General features: G+C 44.0%; 15 protein-coding genes and 3 pseudogenes. 13 read left to right on the forward strand and 5 right to left on the reverse strand.

All coding sequences use genetic code 11. From position 1 onward, the window contains the following. The 13 genes and pseudogenes from glcB to HBM92_RS03920 all read left to right on the forward strand — a co-directional run bounded on the left by glcB (position 1) and on the right by HBM92_RS03920 (position 18,261). The gene (gene glcB, locus HBM92_RS03860; protein ID WP_000084104.1) at positions 1-2,172 is read left to right on the forward strand and encodes a malate synthase G; all 2,172 of its coding nucleotides are present in this window, start codon (positions 1-3) and stop codon (positions 2,170-2,172) included. 354 nt (positions 2,173-2,526) lie between these two features. Then, a complete protein-coding gene (gene glcA, locus HBM92_RS03865; protein ID WP_000259320.1) occupies positions 2,527-4,209 on the forward strand; it encodes a glycolate permease GlcA in 1,683 nt (560 codons plus the stop codon). A 135-nt stretch (positions 4,210-4,344) separates the two neighbouring features. Further along, positions 4,345-5,690: pseudogene (locus tag HBM92_RS03870) on the forward strand (IS4-like element IS4 family transposase). Positions 5,691-5,870: 180 nt separating this feature from the next. Then, positions 5,871-6,287: pseudogene (locus HBM92_RS03875) on the forward strand (general secretion pathway protein GspK); the annotation flags it as partial. Further along, positions 6,284-7,461 (forward strand): annotated as a pseudogene (gene gspL / locus HBM92_RS03880) (type II secretion system protein GspL). The pseudogenes HBM92_RS03875 and gspL, both read left to right, overlap by 4 nt. A 1-nt stretch (position 7,462) precedes the next feature. Further along, a complete protein-coding gene (gene yghD, locus HBM92_RS03885) occupies positions 7,463-7,999 on the forward strand; it encodes a GspM family type II secretion system protein YghD (protein WP_000942819.1) in 537 nt (178 codons plus the stop codon). A 1,173-nt stretch (positions 8,000-9,172) separates the two neighbouring features. Further along, positions 9,173-9,949 (forward strand): ABC transporter permease, encoded by a 777-nt coding sequence (locus tag HBM92_RS03890; protein ID WP_000124284.1) that lies wholly within the window; start codon positions 9,173-9,175, stop codon positions 9,947-9,949. Beyond that, entirely contained in the window at positions 9,946-10,617 is a 672-nt protein-coding gene (locus tag HBM92_RS03895) for an ABC transporter ATP-binding protein (RefSeq protein ID WP_000590253.1), read from the forward strand. The genes HBM92_RS03890 and HBM92_RS03895 overlap by 4 nt, the downstream gene beginning before the upstream one ends. Before the next feature lie 11 nt (positions 10,618-10,628). Next, a complete protein-coding gene (locus tag HBM92_RS03900) occupies positions 10,629-11,024 on the forward strand; it encodes a pantoate--beta-alanine ligase (protein ID WP_001233350.1) in 396 nt (131 codons plus the stop codon). Positions 11,025-11,039: 15 nt separating this feature from the next. Next, the gene (locus tag HBM92_RS03905) at positions 11,040-12,275 is read left to right on the forward strand and encodes a tetratricopeptide repeat protein (RefSeq protein ID WP_000668515.1); all 1,236 of its coding nucleotides are present in this window, start codon (positions 11,040-11,042) and stop codon (positions 12,273-12,275) included. Between the two features lie 53 nt (positions 12,276-12,328). Continuing rightward, positions 12,329-16,129, forward strand: a complete 3,801-nt coding sequence (locus HBM92_RS03910) for a CDP-glycerol glycerophosphotransferase family protein (RefSeq protein WP_000927647.1) — start codon at positions 12,329-12,331, stop codon at positions 16,127-16,129. Positions 16,130-16,231: 102 nt separating this feature from the next. Beyond that, on the forward strand, positions 16,232-17,260 hold the full coding sequence (locus HBM92_RS03915) for an XcbB/CpsF family capsular polysaccharide biosynthesis protein (RefSeq protein WP_001044673.1): 1,029 nt from the start codon (positions 16,232-16,234) through the stop codon (positions 17,258-17,260). Between the two features lie 5 nt (positions 17,261-17,265). Next, complete coding sequence (locus HBM92_RS03920; protein ID WP_001208051.1) at positions 17,266-18,261, forward strand: hypothetical protein; 996 nt, start codon at positions 17,266-17,268, stop codon at positions 18,259-18,261. Between the two features lie 161 nt (positions 18,262-18,422). Here the strand turns inward: HBM92_RS03920 and HBM92_RS03925 are convergent, their stop codons facing one another. The 5 genes from HBM92_RS03925 to HBM92_RS03945 are packed head-to-tail and all read right to left on the reverse strand — an operon-like array spanning position 18,423 to position 25,318. Continuing rightward, a complete protein-coding gene (locus HBM92_RS03925) occupies positions 18,423-19,661 on the reverse strand; it encodes a capsule biosynthesis protein (protein WP_001161824.1) in 1,239 nt (412 codons plus the stop codon). A gap of 34 nt (positions 19,662-19,695) precedes the next feature. Continuing rightward, a complete protein-coding gene (locus HBM92_RS03930) occupies positions 19,696-21,723 on the reverse strand; it encodes a capsular polysaccharide biosynthesis protein (protein WP_000579529.1) in 2,028 nt (675 codons plus the stop codon). Continuing rightward, complete coding sequence (gene kdsB / locus HBM92_RS03935) at positions 21,720-22,460, reverse strand: 3-deoxy-manno-octulosonate cytidylyltransferase (RefSeq protein WP_001327873.1); 741 nt, start codon at positions 22,458-22,460, stop codon at positions 21,720-21,722. The genes HBM92_RS03930 and kdsB overlap by 4 nt, the downstream gene beginning before the upstream one ends. Positions 22,461-22,469: 9 nt before the next feature. Further along, on the reverse strand, positions 22,470-24,146 hold the full coding sequence (locus HBM92_RS03940; protein WP_001327874.1) for a polysaccharide biosynthesis/export family protein: 1,677 nt from the start codon (positions 24,144-24,146) through the stop codon (positions 22,470-22,472). Positions 24,147-24,169: 23 nt separating this feature from the next. Beyond that, positions 24,170-25,318, reverse strand: coding sequence for a capsule polysaccharide export inner-membrane protein KpsE (locus HBM92_RS03945; protein WP_000905920.1), 1,149 nt, complete (start codon positions 25,316-25,318; stop codon positions 24,170-24,172). Positions 25,319-25,379 lie beyond the last annotated feature (61 nt).

The raw sequence follows: 25,379 nt of genomic DNA on the forward strand, positions 1-25,379 counted from the left end.
ATGAGTCAAACCATAACCCAGGGCCGTTTACGCATTGACGCCAATTTTAAACGTTTTGTGGATGAAGAAGTTTTACCTGGCGTGGAACTGGATGCTGCCGCGTTTTGGCACAATGTTGATGAGATCGTTCACGATCTGGCGCCAGAGAATCGTCAGTTGCTGGCAGAGCGCGATCGCATTCAGGCGGCGCTTGATGAGTGGCATCGCAGCAATCCGGGGCCGGTAAAAGATAAAGCGGCCTATAAATCTTTCCTGCGTGAACTGGGCTACCTGGTGCCACAGCCTGACCACGTTACGGTGGAAACCACGGGCATCGACAGCGAAATCACCAGTCAGGCGGGGCCACAGCTGGTGGTTCCGGCGATGAACGCCCGCTACGCGTTGAACGCGGCGAACGCTCGCTGGGGCTCACTGTACGATGCGTTATACGGCAGCGACATCATCCCGCAGGAAGGGGCGATGGTCAGCGGCTACGATCCGCAGCGTGGTGAGCAGGTTATCGCCTGGGTTCGGCGTTTCCTCGATGAATCACTACCGCTGGAAAATGGCAGCTATCAGGATGTGGTGGCGTTTAAGGTGGTCGATAAACAATTACGCATCCAGTTGAAAAATGGTAAAGAAACCACGTTACGTACTCCAGCACAGTTTGTCGGTTACCGTGGCGATACTGCTGCGCCGACCTGCATTTTGCTGAAAAATAACGGCCTGCATATTGAGCTACAAATCGATGCCAACGGGCGGATTGGCAAAGACGATTCGGCGCACATCAACGATGTTATCGTCGAAGCGGCCATCAGTACCATTCTCGACTGCGAAGATTCGGTTGCGGCGGTTGATGCGGAAGATAAAATCCTGCTGTACCGCAACCTGCTGGGCCTGATGCAGGGGACTCTGCAAGAGAAAATGGAGAAGAACGGTCGGCAAATCGTGCGTAAACTGAATGACGATCGTCAGTACACTGCCGCCGATGGATCTGAAATTTCTCTGCACGGACGCTCGTTGCTGTTTATCCGCAACGTGGGTCATTTGATGACCATTCCTGTGATTTGGGACAGCGAAGGCAATGAAATCCCGGAAGGCATTCTTGATGGCGTCATGACTGGCGCGATTGCCCTCTATGATTTAAAAGTGCAGAAAAACTCGCGCACTGGCAGCGTCTATATTGTGAAACCGAAAATGCACGGTCCGCAGGAAGTGGCGTTCGCCAACAAACTGTTTTCCCGCGTTGAGACAATGCTCGGTATGGCACCGAATACCCTGAAAATGGGCATTATGGATGAAGAACGCCGGACCTCGCTGAACTTGCGTAGCTGTATCGCTCAGGCGCGCAACCGCGTGGCGTTCATCAATACCGGTTTCCTCGACCGTACCGGCGATGAAATGCATTCGGTGATGGAAGCGGGCCCGATGCTGCGTAAAAACCAGATGAAATCGACGCCGTGGATCAAAGCCTACGAACGTAATAACGTGCTTTCCGGTCTGTTCTGTGGGCTACGTGGAAAAGCGCAAATCGGTAAAGGCATGTGGGCAATGCCGGACCTGATGGCAGACATGTACAGCCAGAAGGGCGACCAATTGCGTGCCGGGGCAAACACGGCCTGGGTTCCGTCGCCAACTGCCGCTACGCTCCATGCGCTGCACTACCACCAAACCAACGTACAGAGCGTGCAAGCCAACATTGCCCAGACCGAGTTCAATGCTGAATTTGAACCGCTGCTGGACGATCTGCTGACTATTCCGGTTGCTGAAAACGCTAACTGGTCGGTGGAAGAGATCCAACAAGAGCTGGATAACAACGTGCAGGGGATTCTGGGGTACGTGGTGCGTTGGGTGGAGCAGGGGATTGGTTGTTCAAAAGTGCCGGATATTCATAACGTGGCGCTGATGGAAGACCGCGCAACGCTGCGTATCTCCAGCCAGCATATCGCCAACTGGTTACGTCACGGTATTCTGACCAAAGAACAGGTGCAGGCGTCGCTGGAGAATATGGCGAAAGTGGTTGATCAGCAAAACGCTGGCGATCCGGCTTATCGTCCGATGGCGGGGAATTTCGCTAACTCGTGTGCTTTTAAAGCTGCCAGCGATTTAATCTTCCTCGGCGTGAAACAGCCAAACGGCTATACCGAACCGTTATTACACGCCTGGCGTTTACGCGAAAAAGAAAGTCATTAATAGCGTCAAAAAAGCCCCGGCAAGTTTTATTGTCGGGGCTATGATAGTAACTGCGGTAGTACATTTATCCCGGAAATAACCGGAGCGATTATCAGGGTTTAACAATATTAAATACCCGTAGCGCATTACTAGCGGGCCTAAAACAACAATATGGACATCTTAACGATACTCTGCGCCTGCGTGTGCGGAACAGAAACCCTTACCCGATATACTTGTTATGCCAGAGGTAGCAATTGCGTTAGCAGCGTACTGTTGCTGTAAAGTATAACGCCTATATTTTACAGTTCAGTCCTCTTTTGCTTATTACAACCTTAAGTATATCAAGCATATAAAGATAATAAGAGACTGAACAATATGGTTACCTGGACCCAAATGTATATGCCGATGGGAGGACTGGGGCTATCCGCTCTGGTCGCCCTGATCCCGATAATATTCTTCTTCGTTGCACTCGCGGTATTACGTCTGAAAGGACATGTCGCCGGAGCAACAACCCTTATATTATCTATTCTGATTGCGATATTCGCCTTTAAAATGCCGATTGATATGGCATTTGCTGCTGCGGGCTATGGCTTTATTTATGGATTATGGCCTATTGCGTGGATTATTGTTGCGGCGGTGTTCCTGTATAAATTAACCGTTGCCAGCGGTCAGTTTGATATTATCCGCAGCTCGGTTATCTCCATCACTGACGATCAGCGTTTGCAGGTGTTACTGATTGGTTTCTCCTTTGGCGCGCTGCTGGAAGGGGCGGCTGGCTTTGGTGCGCCGGTGGCGATTACCGGTGCGCTGCTGGTGGGCCTGGGCTTCAAACCGTTATACGCGGCGGGGCTGTGTCTGATTGCCAACACTGCGCCGGTGGCGTTTGGTGCGTTGGGCGTGCCGATTCTGGTCGCCGGTCAGGTAACGGGAATCGATCCGTTCCACATTGGCGCAATGGCGGGACGTCAGTTACCGTTCCTGTCGGTTCTTGTGCCGTTCTGGCTGGTAGCAATGATGGACGGCTGGAAAGGGGTGAAAGAGACGTGGCCAGCGGCGCTGGTTGCTGGGGGAAGCTTCGCTGTCACGCAGTTCTTTACCTCTAACTATATTGGTCCGGAACTGCCGGATATTACTTCGGCGCTGGTGAGTATCGTCTCACTCGCTTTATTCCTTAAAGTCTGGCGGCCGAAAAATACCGAAACGGCAATCAGCATGGGACAATCCGCATGTGCGATGGTGGTGAATAAACCATCTTCTGGCGGTCCCGTGCCTTCAGAATATAGTCTGGGGCAAATCATTCGTGCGTGGTCACCGTTTTTAATCTTAACGGTGTTGGTCACCATCTGGACCATGAAGCCGTTTAAAGCGTTATTTGCTCCGGGCGGCGCGTTTTATTCACTGGTGATTAATTTCCAGATCCCTCATTTGCATCAACAAGTCTTGAAAGCGGCCCCCATTGTCGCCCAGCCGACGCCAATGGACGCGGTGTTTAAATTCGACCCCCTCTCTGCTGGTGGCACCGCTATTTTTATTGCGGCGATTATCTCTATCTTCATCCTCGGCGTGGGGATCAAGAAAGGTATTGGCGTCTTTGCCGAAACGCTAATTAGTCTGAAGTGGCCGATACTGTCGATTGGCATGGTGCTGGCATTTGCCTTCGTCACCAACTATTCCGGTATGTCCACCACGCTGGCGCTGGTACTGGCTGGTACAGGCGTGATGTTCCCATTCTTCTCACCGTTTCTCGGCTGGCTGGGCGTATTCCTTACCGGCTCGGACACTTCTTCAAACGCCCTGTTTGGTTCACTGCAATCGACCACGGCGCAGCAAATCAACGTCTCTGACACCCTGCTGGTGGCAGCAAACACCAGCGGCGGCGTAACTGGCAAGATGATCTCCCCGCAATCTATCGCCGTGGCCTGCGCCGCGACGGGCATGGTGGGTCGAGAATCTGAACTGTTCCGCTACACCGTGAAGCACAGTCTGATTTTTGCCAGCGTTATCGGCATTATCACGCTGTTGCAGGCGTATGTGTTTACCGGGATGTTAGTTTCGTAAGTCAATAAAGCCGGATGATCGTTAATATCATCCGGCTTCGTTGTGCACAGAAAACCCCCAGCTAGGCTGTAATGCCGATCAGTTAAGGATCAGTTGACCGATCCAGTGGCTGTGTAAGAATCCGGAAACGCTCACTTGTTTCCGGATTTTTTTATGCACATTGGACAGGCTCTTGATCTGGTATCCCGTTACGATTCTCTGCGTAACCCACTGACTTCTCTGGGGGATTACCTCGACCCCGAACTCATCTCTCGTTGCCTTGCCGAATCAGGTACTGTAACGCTACGCAAGCGCCGTCTTCCCCTCGAAATGATGGTCTGGTGTATTGTTGGCATGGCGCTTGAGCGTAAAGAACCTCTTCACCAGATTGTGAATCGCCTGGACATCATGCTGCCGGGCAATCGCCCCTTCGTTGCCCCCAGTGCCGTTATTCAGGCCCGCCAGCGCCTGGGAAGTGAGGCTGTCCGCCGCGTGTTCACGAAAACAGCGCAGCTCTGGCATAACGCCACGCCGCATCCGCACTGGTGCGGCCTGACCCTGCTGGCCATCGATGGTGTGTTCTGGCGCACACCGGATACACCAGAGAACGATGCAGCCTTCCCCCGCCAGACACATGCCGGGAACCCGGCGCTCTACCCGCAGGTCAAAATGGTCTGCCAGATGGAACTGACCAGCCATCTGCTGACGGCTGCAGCCTTCGGCACGATGAAGAACAGCGAAAATGAGCTTGCTGAGCAACTTATAGAACAAACCGGCGATAACACTCTGACGTTAATGGATAAAGGTTATTACTCACTGGGACTGTTAAATGCCTGGAGCCTGGCGGGAGAACACCGCCACTGGATGATACCTCTCAGAAAGGGAGCGCAATATGAAGAGATCAGAAAACTGGGTAAAGGCGATCATCTGGTGAAGCTGAAAACCAGCCCGCAGGCACGAAAAAAGTGGCCGGGACTGGGAAATGAAGTGACAGCCCGCCTGCTGACCGTGACGCGCAAAGGAAAAGTCTGCCATCTGCTGACGTCGATGACGGACGCCATGCGCTTCCCCGGAGGAGAAATGGCGGAACTGTACAGTCATCGCTGGGAAATCGAACTGGGATACAGGGAGATAAAACAGACGATGCAACTGAGCAGGCTGACGCTGAGAAGTAAAAAACCGGAGCTTGTGGAGCAAGAGCTGTGGGGTGTCTTACTGGCTTATAATCTGGTGAGATATCAGATGATTAAAATGGCGGAACATCTGAAAGGTTACTGGCCGAATCAACTGAGTTTCTCAGAATCATGCGGAATGGTGATGAGAATGCTGATGACATTGCAGGGCGCTTCACCGGGACGTATACCGGAGCTGATGCGCGATCTTGCAAGTATGGGACAACTTGTGAAATTACCGACAAGAAGGGAAAGGGCCTTCCCGAGAGTGGTAAAGGAGAGGCCTGGAAATACCCCACAGCCCCGAAAAAGAGCCAGTCAGTTGCTTAACTGACTGGCATTACAGCTAGGCTGGGGGTTCCGGAAAGCTTTCAGCTTTGAGCCAGTTATTAAAACCCCTTTTGATTTGTTAAAACACCTTGCGGTCTGGCAACTGCAAGTGTCAAACAAGAAATCAAAAGGGGGTCCCAATGGGGAACGAAAAGAGCTTAGCGCACACCCGATGGAACGCGCGTGGTACAGGGAATGGACGCCGGGCTTTATCAAAAACTGAAACCGTTGGTCTGTGCGCTGCCGATGGCCCGCCAGCAAATCAACATCAATACATTAGATGTCACGCAAAGTGTGATTCTTGAGGCGCTGTTTGACCCGTGGTTAAGCCCTGTTCAGGCGCGGGCGTTATTACAACAACGTCCGGCGAAGGGCTGGGAAGATGTCGATCAGTTTCTTGCACAGCCGCTACTTGCAGACGTCGATGAGCGTACTAAAAAACAGCTAAAAACCGTCCTGAGCGTGGACAGCAATTACTTCTGGCTGCGTTCAGATATCACCGTGAATGAGATTGAACTGACGATGAATTCGTTAATTGTCCGCATGGGCCCACAACACTTTTCTGTTCTCTGGCATCAGACAGGAGAAAGTGAGTGAGTTTCATGCTTGAGATTTTTTTCCCGCTTTGCGCCGCTGATCCCATCCGTTGGCAGCGCCATACACCCGACGTGGAGCACGGTATCTGGCCTGACGTTGCTGATGAATGTCTCCAGCAATGGCTGCAAACTGATGCGATTCGACTCTACATTCCCGGCGAATGGATCAGCGTCTGGCAGGTTGAACTGCCTGATGTGCCCCGCAAGCAGATACCGACGATTCTGCCCGCCTTGCTGGAAGAAGAGCTGAACCAGGATATCGATGAACTGCATTTTGCCCCGTTGAAAATCGACCAGCAACTGGCAACCGTAGCTGTGATTCACCAGCAGCATATGCGCAACATTGCGCAGTGGTTGCAGGCAAACGGCATCACCCGCGCTACCGTCGCGCCGGACTGGATGTCCATTCCTTGTGGGTTTATGGCTGGCGATGCGCAACGGGTTATCTGCCGCATCGATGAATGCCGGGGATGGAGCGCCGGGCGGGCGCTGGCTCCGGTCATGTTCCGCGCACAGCTCAATGAGCAGAATTTACCGATTTCACTAACCGTGGTCGGCATTGCACCGGAAGAACTGTCTGCATGGGCTGGTGCGGACGCGAACGCCTGACCGTTACGGCTCTGCCCGCCATTACCACTTATGGCGAACCGGAAGGGAACCTGCTAACAGGGCCGTGGCAGCCTCGTGTCAGCTACCGAAAACAGTGGGCGCGCTGGCGGGTGATGATTCTGCCGATATTGCTGATTCTGGTTGCGCTGGTAGTGGAACGGGGCGTGACGTTATGGAGCGTCAGCGAACAGGTGGCGCAAAGCCGCACCCAGGCGGAGAAACAGTTCTTAACGCTATTCCTGGAGCAGAAGCGGATTGTGAATTTACGCTCTCAGATGACGATGGCGCTGAAAAAATATCGCCCACAGGCCGACGATACCTGGCTGCTCGCAGAATTGTCAGTGATCGCCAGTACCCTGAAATCAGCGTCACTTTCCGACATCGAAATGCGTGGTTTCACCTTTGATCAAAAACGCCAGACGCTTCACCTTCAGCTACGGGCTGCGAACTTTGCCAGCTTCGACAAACTGCGTAGCGCACTGGCGGCAGATTATGTTGTGCAACAGGACGCGTTACAGAAAGAGGGTGATGCGGTTTCCGGCGGCGTAACGTTGCGGAGGAAATAACATGTTACGCGATAAATTTATTCACTATTTTCAGCAATGGCGTGAACGCCAGTTAAGCCGTGGCGAACACTGGCTGACACAACACCTGGCGGGGCGTTCTCCGCGTGAAAAAGGCATGTTACTGGCAGCGGTAGTGTTCCTGTTTAGCGCCGGATATTACGTCCTCATCTGGCAGCCGTTGAGCGAACGGATAGAACAACAGGAGACGATGTTGCAGCAGCTGGTGGCGATGAACGCGCGACTGAAGAGCGCCGCGCCGAATATTATTGCGGCGCGAAAATCCGGCACGACAACGCCAGCACAGGTATCGCGGGTCATCAGCGACAGCGCTTCCGCGCACTCTGTGGTCATCAAACGGATTGCCGAGCGTGGGGAGAATATTCAGGTCTGGATAGAACCTGTGGTGTTTAATGACCTGCTGAACTGGTTAAAGGCGCTGGATGAAAAGTACGCGCTGCGGGTGGCACAAATTGATGTCAGTGCGGGTGAGAAGCCTGGGATGGTGAATGTGCAGCGACTGGAGTTTGGGCGGGGGTAGGTATTGCCATTTCCTTAACCCCACCTGATAACCCTTAGCCCAATGGTGAGTGCGGAACTGTCAAACCCGCTCACCGGGCTGAGTTTCGATGTAGCAAGAATTATCTCCCTCCAGACCACCACGGAATATTCGGTAACACTGAAGGAACCTGTTTTTCACCATGTAGCCTTCGTTAATCGACACCTTTCTCAGACTGTAAAGTTGCTTAAGTGTTTTGACACATTATGATTATTAATAGTTGTAATAAATCATTGAGTAACAATTGATAGGCCAAAACATATAGGATAATTCTAGTGTGATCTGTATTTTGTGTAACCTGGAAGTTAGTAAAATTCCTGGAGATAATCAGAAAGGGAATTTCAAATAAGCATAATAATTTCCAGTGAAACTATTCGTCGATTTTAAGAAATGTCTGCTCAGGTATATCTACTGAGGGATGGTGTTGGTTGTAACACTGGTTAAAATAAACACACAAAAATAATCAAGATGTATATTTTAATCGACAAAAATAATTACTCGCGGAATTATTGATGGGTGTTAAATAACACCGTTTAAATGTGATGTAAATCACAAATGTGACTGTAAAGAGGGTGCTGTAGATATAAATAAGAAGTACATGAGTGAATTTTAAATAGGGAAATAGTTTCTTGCTAAACAATTTATTGGTAATCAATCGCATGCGTTCTGGTTTGAGATAGATTACAGGTGTTACTACGCATAAAATTCATGGGTGGTATTATAATCAAGTAGTTAACAGTAATAGTGAAAAATAATTTCTTGCGAAATTAGCGGCCCGTTTTGAATAAGTGTGTTCCGGAGTAATCCAGAACGCATGCTGCTTTACATCTTTTTCAAGCCATATTGGTTAAGCAAAAAGAAGTAGAAATAATTTCCTGAGAAATTAACTCAACATTCTGAAACGGCCAGTTTTCTGAAATTACCAGAAGACCGAATACATTCATGCCTGAAGAATGGATTAGAAGAAACGAGACGGAAATAGATCTATTTATCCCTGCGGAAATAATTTCTGCTGAAATTGTTTGCGGCTATTAAAAAGGTCAAACCGTCTGACTAAATTTTATCCAGTTACAAACAAGTATTACCTCCAGTGTATTGGTAGCTGTTAAGCCAGGGGCGGTAGCATACCTGAAGAGAATAGGATCACATCACCAAATGGCAAGAAGTGGATTTGAAGTCCAGAAAGTCACCGTAGAGGCATTATTTCTACGAGAAATACGAACACGCTTTGGTAAGTTCCGTCTGGGATATCTGTGGGCGATTCTCGAACCCTCTGCGCATTTGCTGATACTGTTGGGCATTTTTGGTTACATTATGCACCGCACGATGCCAGACATCTCGTTCCCGGTGTTTTTACTTAATGGCCTGATTCCCTTTTTTATCTTTAGCAGTATCAGCAAACGTTCTGTAAGTGCTATTGAAGCGAACCAGGGGCTGTTTAATTATCGCCCAGTAAAACCCATCGATACGATCATTGCGCGCGCCCTGCTTGAGACGCTGATTTACGTTTCTGTTTATATTCTGCTTATGCTCATTGTCAGGATGGCAGGCGAATATTTCGAGATAACAAATTTTTTACAACTTGTGGCTACCTGGAGTCTGCTGATCATTCTTTCATGCAGCGTCGGCTTAATATTCATGGTCGTTGGTAAAACCTTCCCCGAAATGCAAAAGGTTCTGCCGATACTTCTTAAGCCCCTTTATTTCATCTCCTGCATCATGTTCCCTCTGCACTCAATTCCAAAGCAATACTGGTCATATCTACTCTGGAACCCACTAGTGCATGTCGTGGAGTTAAGCCGTGAGGCCGTTATGCCTGGCTATATTAGCGAAGGTGTGAGTCTGAACTACCTGGCAATGTTCACATTGATAACTCTGTTCATTGGTCTGGCGTTATATCGAACTCGTGAGGAGGCAATGCTGACATCATGATTAAGATTGAGAATTTGACGAAGTCATATCGCACGCCAACGGGTCGACATTATGTGTTTAAGGATTTAAACCTCGAAATCCCTTCAGGAAAAAGTGTTGCCTTTATTGGTCGTAATGGTGCGGGTAAATCAACGTTACTGAGAATGATTGGTGGCATTGACCGCCCCGACAGTGGAAAGATCATCACTAATAAAACAATATCATGGCCAGTCGGCCTTGCAGGTGGATTTCAGGGAAGTTTAACCGGACGCGAAAACGTAAAATTTGTTGCGCGGTTATACGCGAAGCAAGAAGAACTGAAAGAGAAAATTGAGTTTGTTGAAGAATTTGCCGAACTTGGCAAGTACTTCGATATGCCGATTAAAACTTACTCATCAGGTATGCGATCGCGTTTAGGCTTTGGTTTAAGCATGGCATTTAAGTTTGATTATTATATCGTCGATGAAGTAACGGCGGTCGGTGATGCCAGGTTTAAAGAAAAATGCGCTCAATTGTTTAAAGAAAGGCATAAAGAATCTAGCTTTTTAATGGTTTCACATAGTTTGAATTCATTGAAAGAGTTTTGTGATGTGGCGCTATTCATACCTAGAGATCATCAGACTTGTCTTTATCAGAATATTAATGACGCAATTAAGTTATATCAAAATGATGAAAATTTGAACATTTAGTGGAGCTAAAAATGCGTAAAGTTATCACCTTTGGTACATTTGATGTATTACATATAGGTCATATAAATATCTTAAAAAGGGCAAAAAAAATGGGGGACTATCTAATAGTTGGCGTCTCATCCGATTATTTGAATTTCTCAAAAAAACAGAGGTATCCTGTTTATCCGGAAACTGAGCGTCTTGAAATAATTAGGTCCTTAAAATTTGTAGATGAAGTTTTTATTGAAGAGTCATTGGAATTAAAGGGCGAGTATATTAAAAAATTTAAGGCAGATATCTTAGTGATGGGAGATGATTGGCTAGGGCGATTTGATGAATATAAGGAATTATGTGAAGTATCATATCTGCCAAGAACTGTTGGTATTTCAACGACAGAACTAATTTCTCAAATCAAAAGATATGGTTAATTTTGGAGAGGGATTTTGAAATTTCATTCAGAGATAAAAAACTCTATAAAAAATGCGAAGAAATTCAAAGGTATTTTATTTGTTAATATAATATCTTATCTGCTGCTAACAATTGCGATAAGAAAAGGTCATTCGAAAGAGATTTTAAAATTTAAGTGGTTGATTTTACTTTTTGGCGGGAGTGTCGCTAAATATTTTGTTGCTAGGGCTTCATTTCTTAATGGTGATTATATATTTGCTAAGAAATTATATCAAGAGATAATTAAGGTAAACCCAATACATACTGATAGCTATTATGGGTTGGCTGATGTTTATAGACTAACCGGAAATAAATTAGAAGCGAAGGATGTACTCATTCAAGTTTTTAATTTTTCTGATCGTTTGAAAACTTGGCTATTATTGGCGAACTTGGTTGATACAAAAAAAGATTATGATGAATTATTGAATCATTGGGAAAGGGAATGTTCTTATAGGAATATACTTAAGTATCATTATGATGTGAACGATTACCTTATAATTGCTGCGTTAAGGGCTAAACTATATGAAGAAGCATTAAATCGGGTTAAAGTATTGTTGGGAAGTATAAATTCTGAGGCTTTTATCTTACCAAAAACTAGCAATAAAAACTTTTCTGTTAATGCTGCTAAAATTGCATTATTAGGTCTAAAAAAAATATTGGATGCTAATAAAATACAGTTTTTTTTAGTTAGCGGAACATTACTTGGTTGTATTCGTGATAAAAAATTACTAAAACATGACAAAGATATTGATATAGGAGTATGGAGCGAAACAAATCTATCCGTATTATCAACGAAAATTGCTTGCTCTGGCTTGTTTGATATTGCACCTATGCGCTCACCGTATACGTTGAGAATAAAACATGTTAATGGTGTGGCAATCGACATATTTTTTCATTATCGAGATCATGACAGCTATTGGCATGCGGGTTCAAAGCTGAGATGGAACAATACTCCATTTAATTTGATTTCTTATGGTTTTCTTGGGAACGTGTTTTTAATACCAGAAAATTATGATTTATATTTGACTGAGAATTATGGAAACTGGATGCAAGAAAAAATGAAATTTGACTCTGCATTCGATACACCCAATCATGAAATAGTTAATATGTATGAATTAAAAATACACGCGTATAAAAAGCTAATAATAAACATGAAAATTGGTAGTGTTGAAGGCGTTAGATATTATGAAGATAAATTAAATGAACTTGGGTGTATTATATCTAAGCCTTGAGGTCTATATAACTGAATATATTAAATATTAAAAAATAATCATGGGGACATAGTATGTTGTTAACTAAGTTAGCTAAAAAAATATGCCAATCCAAAGAATATATTAACGGAATTTCTCTATACAAAAAAAAAGAATGGGAGAAGGCATTATTGTTCTTTGAGAAATCAATCATAAAAAAAACAAAACATGCGGAGAGCTATTTTAAAGCAGGAATATGCAATCTTAAATTGCATAGATATGAAGAGGCATTTAAATATATAAGTAAAGCATTAGAATTGGAACCCTCAAATATACAGTGGAAAGAACAACTCGAACAGTGTGCAAGGCATCTTGATAAGTTAAATAATCATATGGTGAGCAAATCATCTACTGAAGAAGATTTATTAAGGGAAAAACTTAATACAGACTTTAATAATCCAAAATTACACGATAGACTTGCTGAGGTTCTTCATAAAAAAGGGCGTTGGTGGCAGGAAGTTGATACGCTGAAAAACGCAATAAAATTAGATCCTTCAATACCTGAACGTTATTTCAAACTTGGCACCGCATTAGAAAAGATGGGGCGTTTTAATGAGGCTAGTATATATTATAAAAAAGGACTTGAATTTAATAAAAAACATGATGCTATTTGGTATTATGCACTCGGATATTCGCTTGAATCTGATGAAACAAACAATGTAGAAAATGTCCGTAGTTCTAAAATAGCATATGCGACAGCTATATCGTTAGACAAAAAATTAAATAGTAATAAATTTGGAATAGGAGCATTTCATCAATATAAGGGACGCTGGGCTAAGGCTATTGATGCGTATGAAAAACATACATCCATAAATCCATTATGTGCAGAGCTATATTATAGGCTCGGATTATCTTATGATAGATGTTATCAATGGGATAAAGCCGCAGAGAATTATCGCAAGGCATTATCACTCGATGAAAATCATCCTTATTGGCATTATAGGCTAGGGTTTGTTTTAGAGAGAAGTCAAAAGTATCTTGATGCTGCTGTTGCTTATCAATTTGCAGCACAAAGCAATATCAAACATATCTCGATTTGGTACTATAGATCTGGGTACGCATATGCTAAGGCTAATAAATACAGGCAATCCTGTGAAATGTATATAAAAGCATATGACTCTTCTCAGGAAATTTATGCATCACAAATAAAAGTTATTGATAACAATGATACCCATTTAAACTCTTACAGAAAAAAACTTAAATATGAAAGCAGGATTAATACTTTAGAGTCAGCAATTTCTAATTCATGCATAAATTATGGATTATGGTATGAATTAGGTAAAACATATGAATCTTCATGTAATTGGAATGATGCTGTCATTGCATATCATGAAGGTATTATGAGAAACAATACATATACCAAAGACTATTATTATAGAATCGGATATTCATTATTCCGCGATGGGAATTATCAACAGGCATGTAATTTTTTTCGTAAAATAGAGATTTTTGGAACACCGTATGGGGCTCCTGATGATATTCTAACAAAAAATTTAACTTTTAGGAGGAATGCTACATACACTGAATTTTATGAAACATTATCAATTGAAAAAAACACTATACTTTATGAAAGCTTTCATGGTGCAAGTATTTCTTGTAACCCATATGCATTATTTTTAGATATTATTGATGATCAACGATTTGATAATTTCAGACATATTTGGGTTATCAATAATGAAAAAAAAATCCCTGAGCAGCTAAAAAATAAAAAAAATGTATATTTTGTTTCAAGGCAAAGTGATTTATACATGCAATGTTTGGCATCATGTGAATTTTTGATAAATAATGTTAGTTTTCCTGAGTATTTTATAAGAAAGAAAGGGCAGCGATATTTAAATACTTGGCATGGAACTCCTATAAAATTTCTTGGAAAAGATATTAAAGATGAATTTTTAGCACATAAAAATGTGGCTAGAAATTTCCTTCACACAACACATTTACTTAGTCCTAATACACACACAACTAATATTTTATTAGATAGGTATGATATATCTAATATATTTAGTGGGGAAATTAAAGAGTTAGGTTATCCTCGCATTGACCGGACTATTAATCTTAGCTCTGAACGGAAGGAATATATACGTAGGAAAATTAATGCGAACGTTTACGATAAAGTAGTCTTGTATGCTCCAACTTGGAGAGGAATACATGGAAAGGCAACTTTAGATATAGAAAAACTAAAGAACGATCTTGAAAAGTTGGCTGACCAGGATTGTCATATCGTTTTCCGTGGTCATCATATGATCGAAAAATTAGTAAGTGAGCAGAATATTTCTGGTATAACAATTGTTCCTTCTGAGATTGACACGAATGAGTTACTAGGGGCGATTGATATTCTTATCACAGATTATTCAAGTATTGCTTTCGATTTTTTTGTAATGAATAGACCAGTAATTTACTATGCGTATGATATTGAGCAATATAATAATGAGAGAGGGTTGTATTTTCCTCTAAATGAATTACCTGGAACCGTTTGTTTTAATGATGTAGAGTTACTTAACACGTTAAGTGGATATCTTCGTAATGAAATATATTTCGATGCATCTAAAGGTATTGATAAGTTTTGTAAAAATGATGATGGAAGTGTATGTGGAAAAGTAATTGAATGGTTCTTCTTTGAAGAAAAATCCATATTGCTTAATAAAAACAAAAATAAAAATATACTTTTTTATATTGGTCCATTTATTCCAAATGGTATATTGTCATCATGGCTAAATCTTATATCGGTAATTGATCGTGATAAATATAATATTTCTTTGGTTGTTGACCCAAAATCAATTCATGGTTTTCAAGAACGGTTCGAGCAGTTTAAGAGAGTCTCTCCAGATATTCAAGTCATTGGAACTTGTGGAAACATGCTTTATAATATTGAAGAGAAATGGCTTAATGATAAATTAAATAATCAATTCACCCTGGCAAGTAAGGAAATGTATGATATTCTTGATCATGCTTACCAACGAGAGTTTTTAAGGCTCTTTGGCTATAGTCATATTGATCATCTAATCCATTTTGAAGGTTATAATCAATCTTGGGTTATCCGGTTTGCTAATGCTCCGAAAGATACAGTTAGAAATAAAATAATATTTCAACATAATGATAAGTTGAGCGAGTGGAGAGAAAGATTTCCATATCTTAGAGTTGTTTTTGATTTTTATAAATCTTACAATAAAATTGTTTCTGTTTCTGAAAAAACGATGGAGTTGAACAGAGATAACTTAAGCGAATTTTTTAATATTGAGCATGATAAGTTTATTTATTGTGATAATGTTCAGAATCCAGATGAGGTGATTAAAAAATCTGATGATATTGATACAAGTGGATTTATTTTTGAAAATGATAAAATCTACTTTATAACTTTGGGCAGACTTTCAGTCGAAAAAGATCAACAAAAGTTGATTAATGCCTTTTGCAGATTACAAAAATTATATCCTAATATTGAGTTATTAATTCTTGGAGACGGCCCCCTCAAGATTGATTTACAACGCCAGATTATAACTTTAGGACTTGAAAAATCCGTACATCTTCTGGGACGCATATCAAATCCTTTTCCACTGCTAAAGAGAGCTGACTGTTTTGTCCTCTCTTCAAATCATGAAGGGCAACCTATGGTTCTTTTCGAAGCAATGATTCTAGATAAACCTATAATATCAACTGACATTACTGGTTCTAGAAGTGCTCTTGAAGGGCGTTCTGGTGTATTAGTTGAAAATAGTGTAGACGGTCTCTTCAACGGAATGCGGGACTTTATCTTGGGAAGGTTGGAGTTTAAACATTTTGACATTGAATCTTATCAAAAAAATGCTTTGTCGATGTTTTATGAAAAATGCCTTCATTAAAGCATTAATCTATATCATGATCGTCAAGAACCATTGATTGATTTGTAAGGAGGTATACCTCCTTACAAATTAAAGTAAATTTAGTTAAGTTAATAAATAATTATGAATAAGACAGTTTTACATATTAACAGTAATATAACCACAGATGAAATTAGTTTATTGTTGCAGGCATCCAAGTATAAATATATTCATTTTGAAATAATTGGGAAAGGTGATTCATGTAAAAATTTAATTGAGTTTTCATATCATGATTATAATTTAAAAAAACAATTAATTGCTTTAACTAATGCTGGTTTTATGTCGTACGTTCATCGTGGAAATGTAACTTCATTGGTTCACTTTGATGAGATAAAAAACCTCTGGATTCCAGTAAAAGAAAAAAAGTTTTCTATTAATTCTGATGGGATTGTATATACGTTACAACGGGCTGCATGCAAAATAAATGAAAAGCTACTGATTGTTTTCTCTCAGATGCCAATTGAACCATATTCTGCAAGCTTGTACAGATATTTTGCAAAAAACTTTTCTACAATTGATAAATATATTGGAAAAAATGTTTCTATATTAAGAGTGGCTGATATCGGAGGAATTACTGGCTCATTTTACTTAAATACAAATGCATTACCAACCAATGCTGATAAAATTAAAAGCCTTATATTAGAAGTTATTGAACAATGTCAAATAAAATCAGATGATGTCGTACTTTATGGATGCTCAAAAGGAGGTACGGCAGCCGTTTATCATGGATTAACTAATAATTATAAAATAGTAGCGGTGGATCCTATATTAAATGATGAACATTATATAAATAATAAAAATGATCTACATTTAATAGAGGGAGTTTTTCCTCAGCCAAAGGAAGAGTTATTCAAAAAAGTCATTGATGACTATTTAATAAACTATAAGGGGAATATGTCTTATTTTATTGTTTCACAAAATTCGGAACAGTACAAATATATTATGGATATTATAAATCCAATCATCACTTATTCAACAGTTGCAAATAGCATCAATGATAAAATTAAAAGCCATCCTGATGTTGGGCCACAATCAATTCATATGATTGTAGCAATGATTAATATGGCTCTTTCTGGAATAAAACTATCTAACGGCATCTATGATTTTGTTTAAATAATATGGCTTTAAGATTAAATTCTGTTTTTATACTTGCGGTGATTTGCAGTATCCAAATTTGTAGCGCTGCTATTTTAAGTAAAAGCTATTCACATAATGATATTCATATCACTCTGCCATTATTATTTAATGAGTACGATGATGTACTCAGTCAGTATGACGGGGCAAAATATTTATACCCTAGTTCATTTGCTCTTGATGATGATAATAATATTTATATTCAGTATATTTTTGAGCCAAAACAAAAGGATAATATATTAGTTTGTTATAATAAAAAAGGAAATTACCTTGGGTACTATAAGATACCAAGTGGTGGGCGAGGCGGGGCTGGCGAAGGTTTGGCTATTATACAAGACTATAATGGGTTTAATGTTGTATATGTCGTTTCGAATACGGGAACCTTGCAAAGATATAATATGGTGAGTAGCTTGTATGGTGACAGATTATTTAAGGAAAGAGATTTTTCAATTAATGCTTTTAACCAATTTTCGATGAGTCAAGACTATTGGCTTATTGAAGGTTATGAAAGCGAAAGAAGTATAAAGTATAGTAGAAATAGACTTGAACTATATTCAGTAAGTGGAGATTTATTAAGAGTAATTTATTTACAGAATAATTATTCTGGATATATTGTATCAGATGCGAGTCCTGATGCAAAGAATTATAATAAAAGACAAGGGATAGCTTTAGGTGATGGTTTTTTTGTTGCTAGTTATGGTGCCTTTTACTATTCCAAAATGGAAAGTACTTATAATACATATCAAGGCATTAGAGTTTTTGATTTTTCCGGAAAGCTTTTATCTGAAAAAATTTTCCATCCAAATGAAATGATGAATGTTCTCAAAAAAATGGGCTTAACAGTTTCTAGAATTGAAAATGAGGGAGTGATAGTCAAGAATAATACTATTTACAGTATGTATATTTATAGTGATAGATACCATCATAAAACCTCCAGAAGTGAAGGGATCATTATTCTACTGGATGAATTTACTCAATAAGAAATCAGACGAGTTTTCATTATATAAAAGTGATATGTTTATATGGTAAAATAATTATATGAACTAAATATATAGGAATATATTTTTATGAGTCATATAGTTATAAAAATAAGGATTCTTGAAGGTAATGCTTTTATTCTACGTTGATAATTTAGAATAAATTATGATATTGACTTTGATCCAAACAAAAAATCTTTATTCATACCCAATGCATTCTCAAATTTTACTCCTCCATAATAACCCCCATTAACCTGCGTCTTCACCAATAAATACCCCCGAAACTTCTTAAACAGTTTCATGTCCGGTTTAAAATCGGCCTGCCAGAACTGGTGCAAATGCCCTTGATACGTCAAGCCTTTGATGTCGTACAGGGCATTGCCCATCACTTTGAGTGGTTTGTTATGAATCAGCGCAGAGATCCCCGCCGTACTGTTAATCGTCACTACCGCTTTTGCATGGCGTAATAATTCCGGCATCGGGAGATCGTGCACATAAATGACTCGCTCATCTAAGCCATATTCCTTACTCAATCGCTTAATTAATGGTCGATAGAGTCTGTGACCACGATCCATCGGATGATGTTTGATCACCAAATAACTTTCTTTCGGCGCTTTACGTGAAAATGAGTACATGACTTCATTAATATAGTCACGCACATCGTTATAATTACTGTGGTTACGAATCTGGCTATCGTTATACACCTGCAAAACGGCAAGATAATAACGCTGATCCAGCTCATTCATTAACCTCGGCAATACCTTGCGCTGTGTTACCTTGTAAAGTTGCTTGCGCCAGTACGCACGAACCCAGCAACGTGCTTCATACCAGGGGGAAAATGATTTGTGGTGGCGGTAGCGAGGGAACTCATGACGGTAATGCCAGCCCATCAGGTAATACCACATCGCATGGCCAATGCGTTTCATCGTTGAAGGTTTTAAGTTCTCAACGTGCGGCGCAGGCATATCTGGCAACTTACGATAAAAATCCGGATCGCGCGGTAGCGAGGAATATGCGTTCACTCCGCCTTCTTCAACGGTTATAAATTGCGGGCGTAAATATCCTTCCTCAAATGCCAGAAAGCGGATCCCTTTCGACTTTGCCCAGCGTTTTGCTTCTTTGTGCAATGGGCGGCAGTCACCAAAGCAGAGGATGGTATCAAAGTCATATTGCCGGTGGAGAGCCCGTAACCATCCGGGAAACTCTTTCGGCGTTTGGTAGTAAGCCAGGTATTGTCGATGGCGGCAGTAAAAACGATCCCCGCCGTTGAAGACAACATTCACAGCGTTACGGCCTAATGACTCTAACCATTCGGCGACGTCATTGAAAAAAGGTCCCATCGGTCCCTGCAATAGCAGATATTTTTTACCCGATAATAAAATGGTTAGTGCGTTGCCTTGCATAAATAATCTGTGTAATAGTCAACTATGAAATTGTTTAGCCAAATCTGACCTTGCAGAACATAATTAATTTGCGGTAATAGCGTATTACCCGCCCCGCTTTTTTTCGGGTAATAAACATCGGCTTACGCGGCGTCTGGATTAAATATTCCGCAGCTTCCTCAACCGTAATAGGCTGTAGCCGTGTTGGGTGAATATATGTTGGGTAAACAATCAACGCCTGATAGATCAAGTCTGCTATCGTTAATCTGCGCTCGCGGCGCGGGCAATGATGTTCATCAACGGTTAAACCCCAACCGGCATAGAAGGGCAGGCCGTAACAATGAACTTGCTTGCCATGTAATAACGCTTCAAACCCGGACAATGATGTCATGGTGTGCACTTCATCTGCGCGCTGGATGCATTGAATAATATCTGCGTCCAGTGCCTGATAATCAGCGAGTTCAGCAATTAGTTCTGTCGGAATATTGCCCTTGCGATTCCCCACCAGTACATCCGGGTGCGGTTTATAAATAATGTAAGCGTGCGGATTGCGCTCGCGTACTGTGCGTAATAACTCAAGGTTGCTCTTAATCGACACAGTGCCTGTTTTAATTGAGGCATCGTCTTCTACCTGACCCGGCACCAGGATGATTTTTTTATCTTTGGCCTCGGCAGGCAGAGAGAAATCGGCCCCCAGGTTGTATTTGCTCAGTTTGCTTTCAACCAGTCGCTGGCGTAATTTTTCAGCTCGCATCTGCTGCGCCAGCGTTAACTGGCTGTGATTAAGCAGGACTTCCAGGTCGCTGGGGCGCGTGGCGTCATAGTAGATCCCGCGTTTATCCAGTACCAACGATAGCGGCGGCAAAAGGTCAGAGCCAAGTCCGGATGAACGCAGAAAACCATCTTCCATTCGCCATAACGGCAGTGATTTTTGTTGCGCTTCGGCTAGCCATTGCTGTTCTCCCTTTACACCCCATACCACGCAAGCCGTCGCCGCAGTACAACGGCGTGAATAACTCAGTCTGTTTGTTGCGGTACACAAGAAAGGTTTCAGGATTGCCGACTTCCACAGCGTTAAGCCTGGCGCCCATAAATAGCCATTACGCTGTTGCTGATGGTTGCGCTGTAATTGCAGCCATTGCAGTACGGTAAACAGATCGCTTGCGGCCCCCGTGAGCGGGTCGATATAGCGACAGTAACGCAGGTATGCAGCGGCAAAAAGTTCTTCCAGCGTGGCAGAACCGCGTCGGGCAGATAACAAAGCGGACTGCGGATGGCGATCGTCGGTTAAGCCCCAGCCTGCATACCAGGGCTGGCCGAAACATGTTACTGGTTTTCCTGCCAGCAAGGCTTCAAAGCCGTATTGGGATGTCACGACGTAAACCCGGGAAACGTGTCGCAATAGCGACTGCGGGCTGACATTCTCGGCAATCAAACGTACTCGTTGCGTGGCACGCAGATCAGCGAAATAACCTGTTTTCTTTCCTTCCAGGACATCCGGATGCACCTTCACCCAAATTTCGGCTTGAGGATTTTCCTCCATCGCAGCTTCCAGCATGGCAGCAAACTCATGCGGGCCAGCATTGCCATACGTCACGGACATGTCATTAAATGTCTGATCGACAACCAGAACGATGTCTGCACGTTCTGACTCATCAGCCACAAATGCAGGCGCCAGGTTATATTTCGACAAATCCCCGGTCACGATGGTGTGCATCGCTTCTCTGGCCTGATCAGCCAATGCCGCATTTCCGGCTTTATCCTGTACCAGTTTCTCCAGCGCCGAAGGCTTGCTGGCATCGTAGTAAATGCCACAATCATCCACCACCAGAGAAAGCGGCGGCTCGCCATTGACGCCAAGATCCAGCGAACGCACAAATCCATCTTCCAGACGAATGACGGGTTTTCCCGCTGCTTTGGCGATGGCGACTGGTTTCGCCGCGCTGGGACGATGTCCCCACACGGCGATAGCATCGACGTTTTGCGGAACAGGGCGCAGCAGAGAAAGTTTCTGGCATGGTTGCGCCAGAAATTTCTCCAGATGCGGAATACGCCAGATGCCAGGCGAGTAAATGCCAATCATGCGTTTTCAGCCAGTTCCTGTGCCCTCAGGGCGCGCACTTTTTCCAGGCATGCTGGGGTGTCGACGCCCGGACCGGTTGCGGCAATCTCAAACGTGCGAATGTTGATCCCCGCGTTCATTAACCGTAGCTGCTCCAGTGATTCTGCCTGCTCTGGCATGGACTCCGGTAACTGGCTGTAGTTTTGCAGCACATCGCGACGATAAGCGTAAATACCAACGTGTTTCAGGTAGCGCGCTTTTTCAGCATTACGCGGATAGGGAATCGGCGAACGGCTAAAATAAAGCGCATCCTGGCGGGTATTTACCACCACTTTTACCGTGCTTGGCTCGGTCGCTTCTTCGGCAGAAATCGCGTGGCATAGCGTTGCCACTGGCAACGCGGGGTCATCACGCATTCCTTGTAACAGCGTTCCTACATCCCGTGGGCGAATCATTGGTTCGTCGCCCTGCAGGTTAATGTTGATATCTGCCTCGACTTTATGCATCACCTCGACCAGCCGATCGGTGCCGGATTCATGATCGTTGCGCGTCATGATGGATTTCCCGCCAAATGCCTGCACGGCCTTTTCAACACGCTGATCGTCTGTTGCCACCCAAACTTCCGCAACGCCCACCACCTGTAACGCACGCTCGTAAACATGCTGGATCATCGGTTTACCAACAATATCGAGCAGTGGCTTACCCGGCAGGCGCGATGAGCCATAACGAGCCGGGATGACAATAACAGCTTTGCTCATTTCAACTCCTTACAAAGACAGAATCACTTTTGCACCCACCGCCAGCTGATAGAGGATGGTGGAAATACCACGGGTAACTTCAATATTTTTCGATTCATATTTCGGCAGAACCATAATCTCATCGCCCGGTTTGAGTGAATCCACATCTTCTGCGTTGACGGCTGCACCGTTCTGACGAATGACGATAATTCTGGCGTTACCCGATTTTTGCGTCAGGCCACCACATTTCTCGATGTAATCCTCGGTGGTCATACCCTTCTGCCAGCTCACCGCGTTCGGGAACAGCACTTCGCCATGAACCATAACCAGCGATGTTTTCTCCGGAATATTGATGACGTCGCCATCTTCAAGCAGAACAGAATCAATATTGGATTCGTTGAGGATCACTTCACCTTTCGGAACCACGGTGCGTGCTTTCGCCACAAAGCGGCTGATCAGTTGTGCTTCCTGCATTCGCAGGCTGGCTTCTTCTTTGGTGGATGACTGGGCAGAAAGTGATGCTTCCTCCAGCTTTTGCAGCGAGAGATTCAGCATCTCTTTCTGACGCTGAGCCACTGATGGGCGATAAAGCTGAACTGCGTTCATCTGCGACATGCTGTTCGGGCGGACTTTTTCCAGAACTGCACGCATAGTGGAACCATAAGGCAGTACCATGGCATGTTCACCGGAGTGTGCGCCTTCAACCCGCACCTGAATGGTGCCAGCATAGCGGTCAGTGCTCACGATTAAGGTATCGCCGTTCTGCAACATACGGCCTGGCGCAGAACTGATCGGATAGTATTCGCTGCGTTTTTGCAGCCCCTGTTTACGCATAATCGTAATGTGAGTCGCGCCAGGCTTAGGGCGCGCCCAGCTCAACGCTTCCGTTACGGGAATGCTGCTTTCGCGGAACTCAAAGTCGTAGCTGTTAAAGACATCGCCCTGAACGCTGAAAGTATGCTGACGCGGCCCGACGATGATGGTGTCACCATCGGCGAACTGCGAAAGCCCCAGTTTGCCGTTCAGCAGGAAGTCGTACAGGTTAACGTTGGAGCGCACGCGGTTACCGCGCTTGACCACAATATCAACGTAACTTCCGCGCTCTGGATCAACGCCGCCAGCCTTGATCAGATAATTGAGTAACGAATCAGACGTCACACCGCCATACAGACCAGGATTACGCACAAATCCGGTCACGTACACTTTTACTGGCTGCGCCTGTAATAAGGAGGCGTAGACGTTGACGTTGGACTGGTATACTTCCTTCACTTTGGATGTGACCAGGGCATTTAGCTGACTATTACTGACGCCAGCAACTTTCACCGGACCAACGTTCGGCAGGAAAATATTACCTTTGGGATCAACCTGTAACGCACCATCAAAGGTGAACGCACCCCACAAGCGAACCTGAATGCTATCACCCGGATTCAGAATATAGTCAGGGTTGAATCCTACCGTCGCACCGCTATCCGCGCTGGTGCCGTTGAAAAGTTGAGCACCAAACATACGGCTCATTACCACCGGCGGTGCGGGCGGCGGGGTATTGTCGAAGCCGCTCATGTTTTGCGTATCCGACTTCTGTCCGTTCAGAATACCGGTAAGCGGCGCGGCTCCTGTCAGGTTTGGGTCAGCGTTAATATCAATGACCGCGCTGGCCTGCGCCGCGTGACAGGCGGCAATCAGTAAAATTGATTTAAATAATTTCATCACAAACTCATTCAGCGACAGCGTTAGTCTCGGTGATCTTCAATAACAGCCAGCAACAGTTTCAGGGTGCCGAACAGTAAGCAGCACACCAGTAACCAGCAGGCGATCAAATAAGGGATATTTGGAAAAGACGATTCCTGCGGCAACTGTGGCGAACTGATCACTGACAGCACCTTGAGCTTACGAGCCGCTTCTACACGGGTCTTTTCAATGGAGGTCAGGGTCAGTTTGTACAGCTCGGTGTTGAACTCTACTTTTGATTTGATTTCTTCAAAATCCACTGCCATACGGTTTAGCTTGTCACCCTGTGGCGCAGTGATTTTGCTTTTTTCTTCGTCAATTTGTGCCTGCAATGACTGAATCGCATTACGCGCACTCACAACTTGCGGGGCGTCCTCACGCAGATACGTCAGCAAGTTCCGCAGGTCCGCTTCCATCTGGATCTTCTGGCCCATCAGCGTATTCACTAACGTGCTCGCCGCCTGTGCCTGTGCCTGTGGATCCAGAACGTTGTTGTTGTCCTGATAAGAGAGCAATTCCGCTTTGCTGGCGTCCAGACGCTGGCGTGCCTTTTCCATCTCCGTTTCTGCAAAGGCAAGCTGGTCACGCGCGATGCGATGTGACATCTCATTGATAAAGCGCTCTGACTCTTTCAGCACGGTTTGGTTAAACTTAAGCGCAAACTCCGGGCTAAAGCCCTGCGTCTGAATATTCAGTAATCCGGTTTTATCGTCATACGAGACGTTGATACGGTCCTTGTAGTACTTCAGGAAGCCTTCTGCGGTTTCATCCTTGCTAAGATGATTAAGAAAATCGAGCCCGCTGTGGCTAAACGCTTCACGAAAATTTAGTTGCTTATCCAGCGCCGCCAGCATATCCGGCGAGTTGATGTACTCTTTCAGATACAACGCATCTTCTGCGGAACTGGGGTTAGAGGCACCCAGAAGCAGACCAAAATTCAGGCTGCCGCTGTTTAAATCATCCGAGCGTTTAATGGCGACTTTCGACTCGCTCATATAGCGAGGCTGGCTGAAGATAGCCAGATAGATCAGCAGCACCGCCATCGGTGCCAGAATGATGATTTTTGCCAGGTGCTTTTGGATATCTGCCAGTGAGATGGCAGACAGACGAGCACGCATCCAGGATACGGCAGACTTCACTTTTATCAACATGTAACGATTATCAAAGTTTCAGTGGGGCGCAAACTCAATGAGAGACTAACCTCTCGAACCC

The organism is Escherichia sp. E.sYA108 (assembly GCF_011754335.1).
GTDB lineage: Bacteria > Pseudomonadota > Gammaproteobacteria > Enterobacterales > Enterobacteriaceae > Escherichia > Escherichia coli.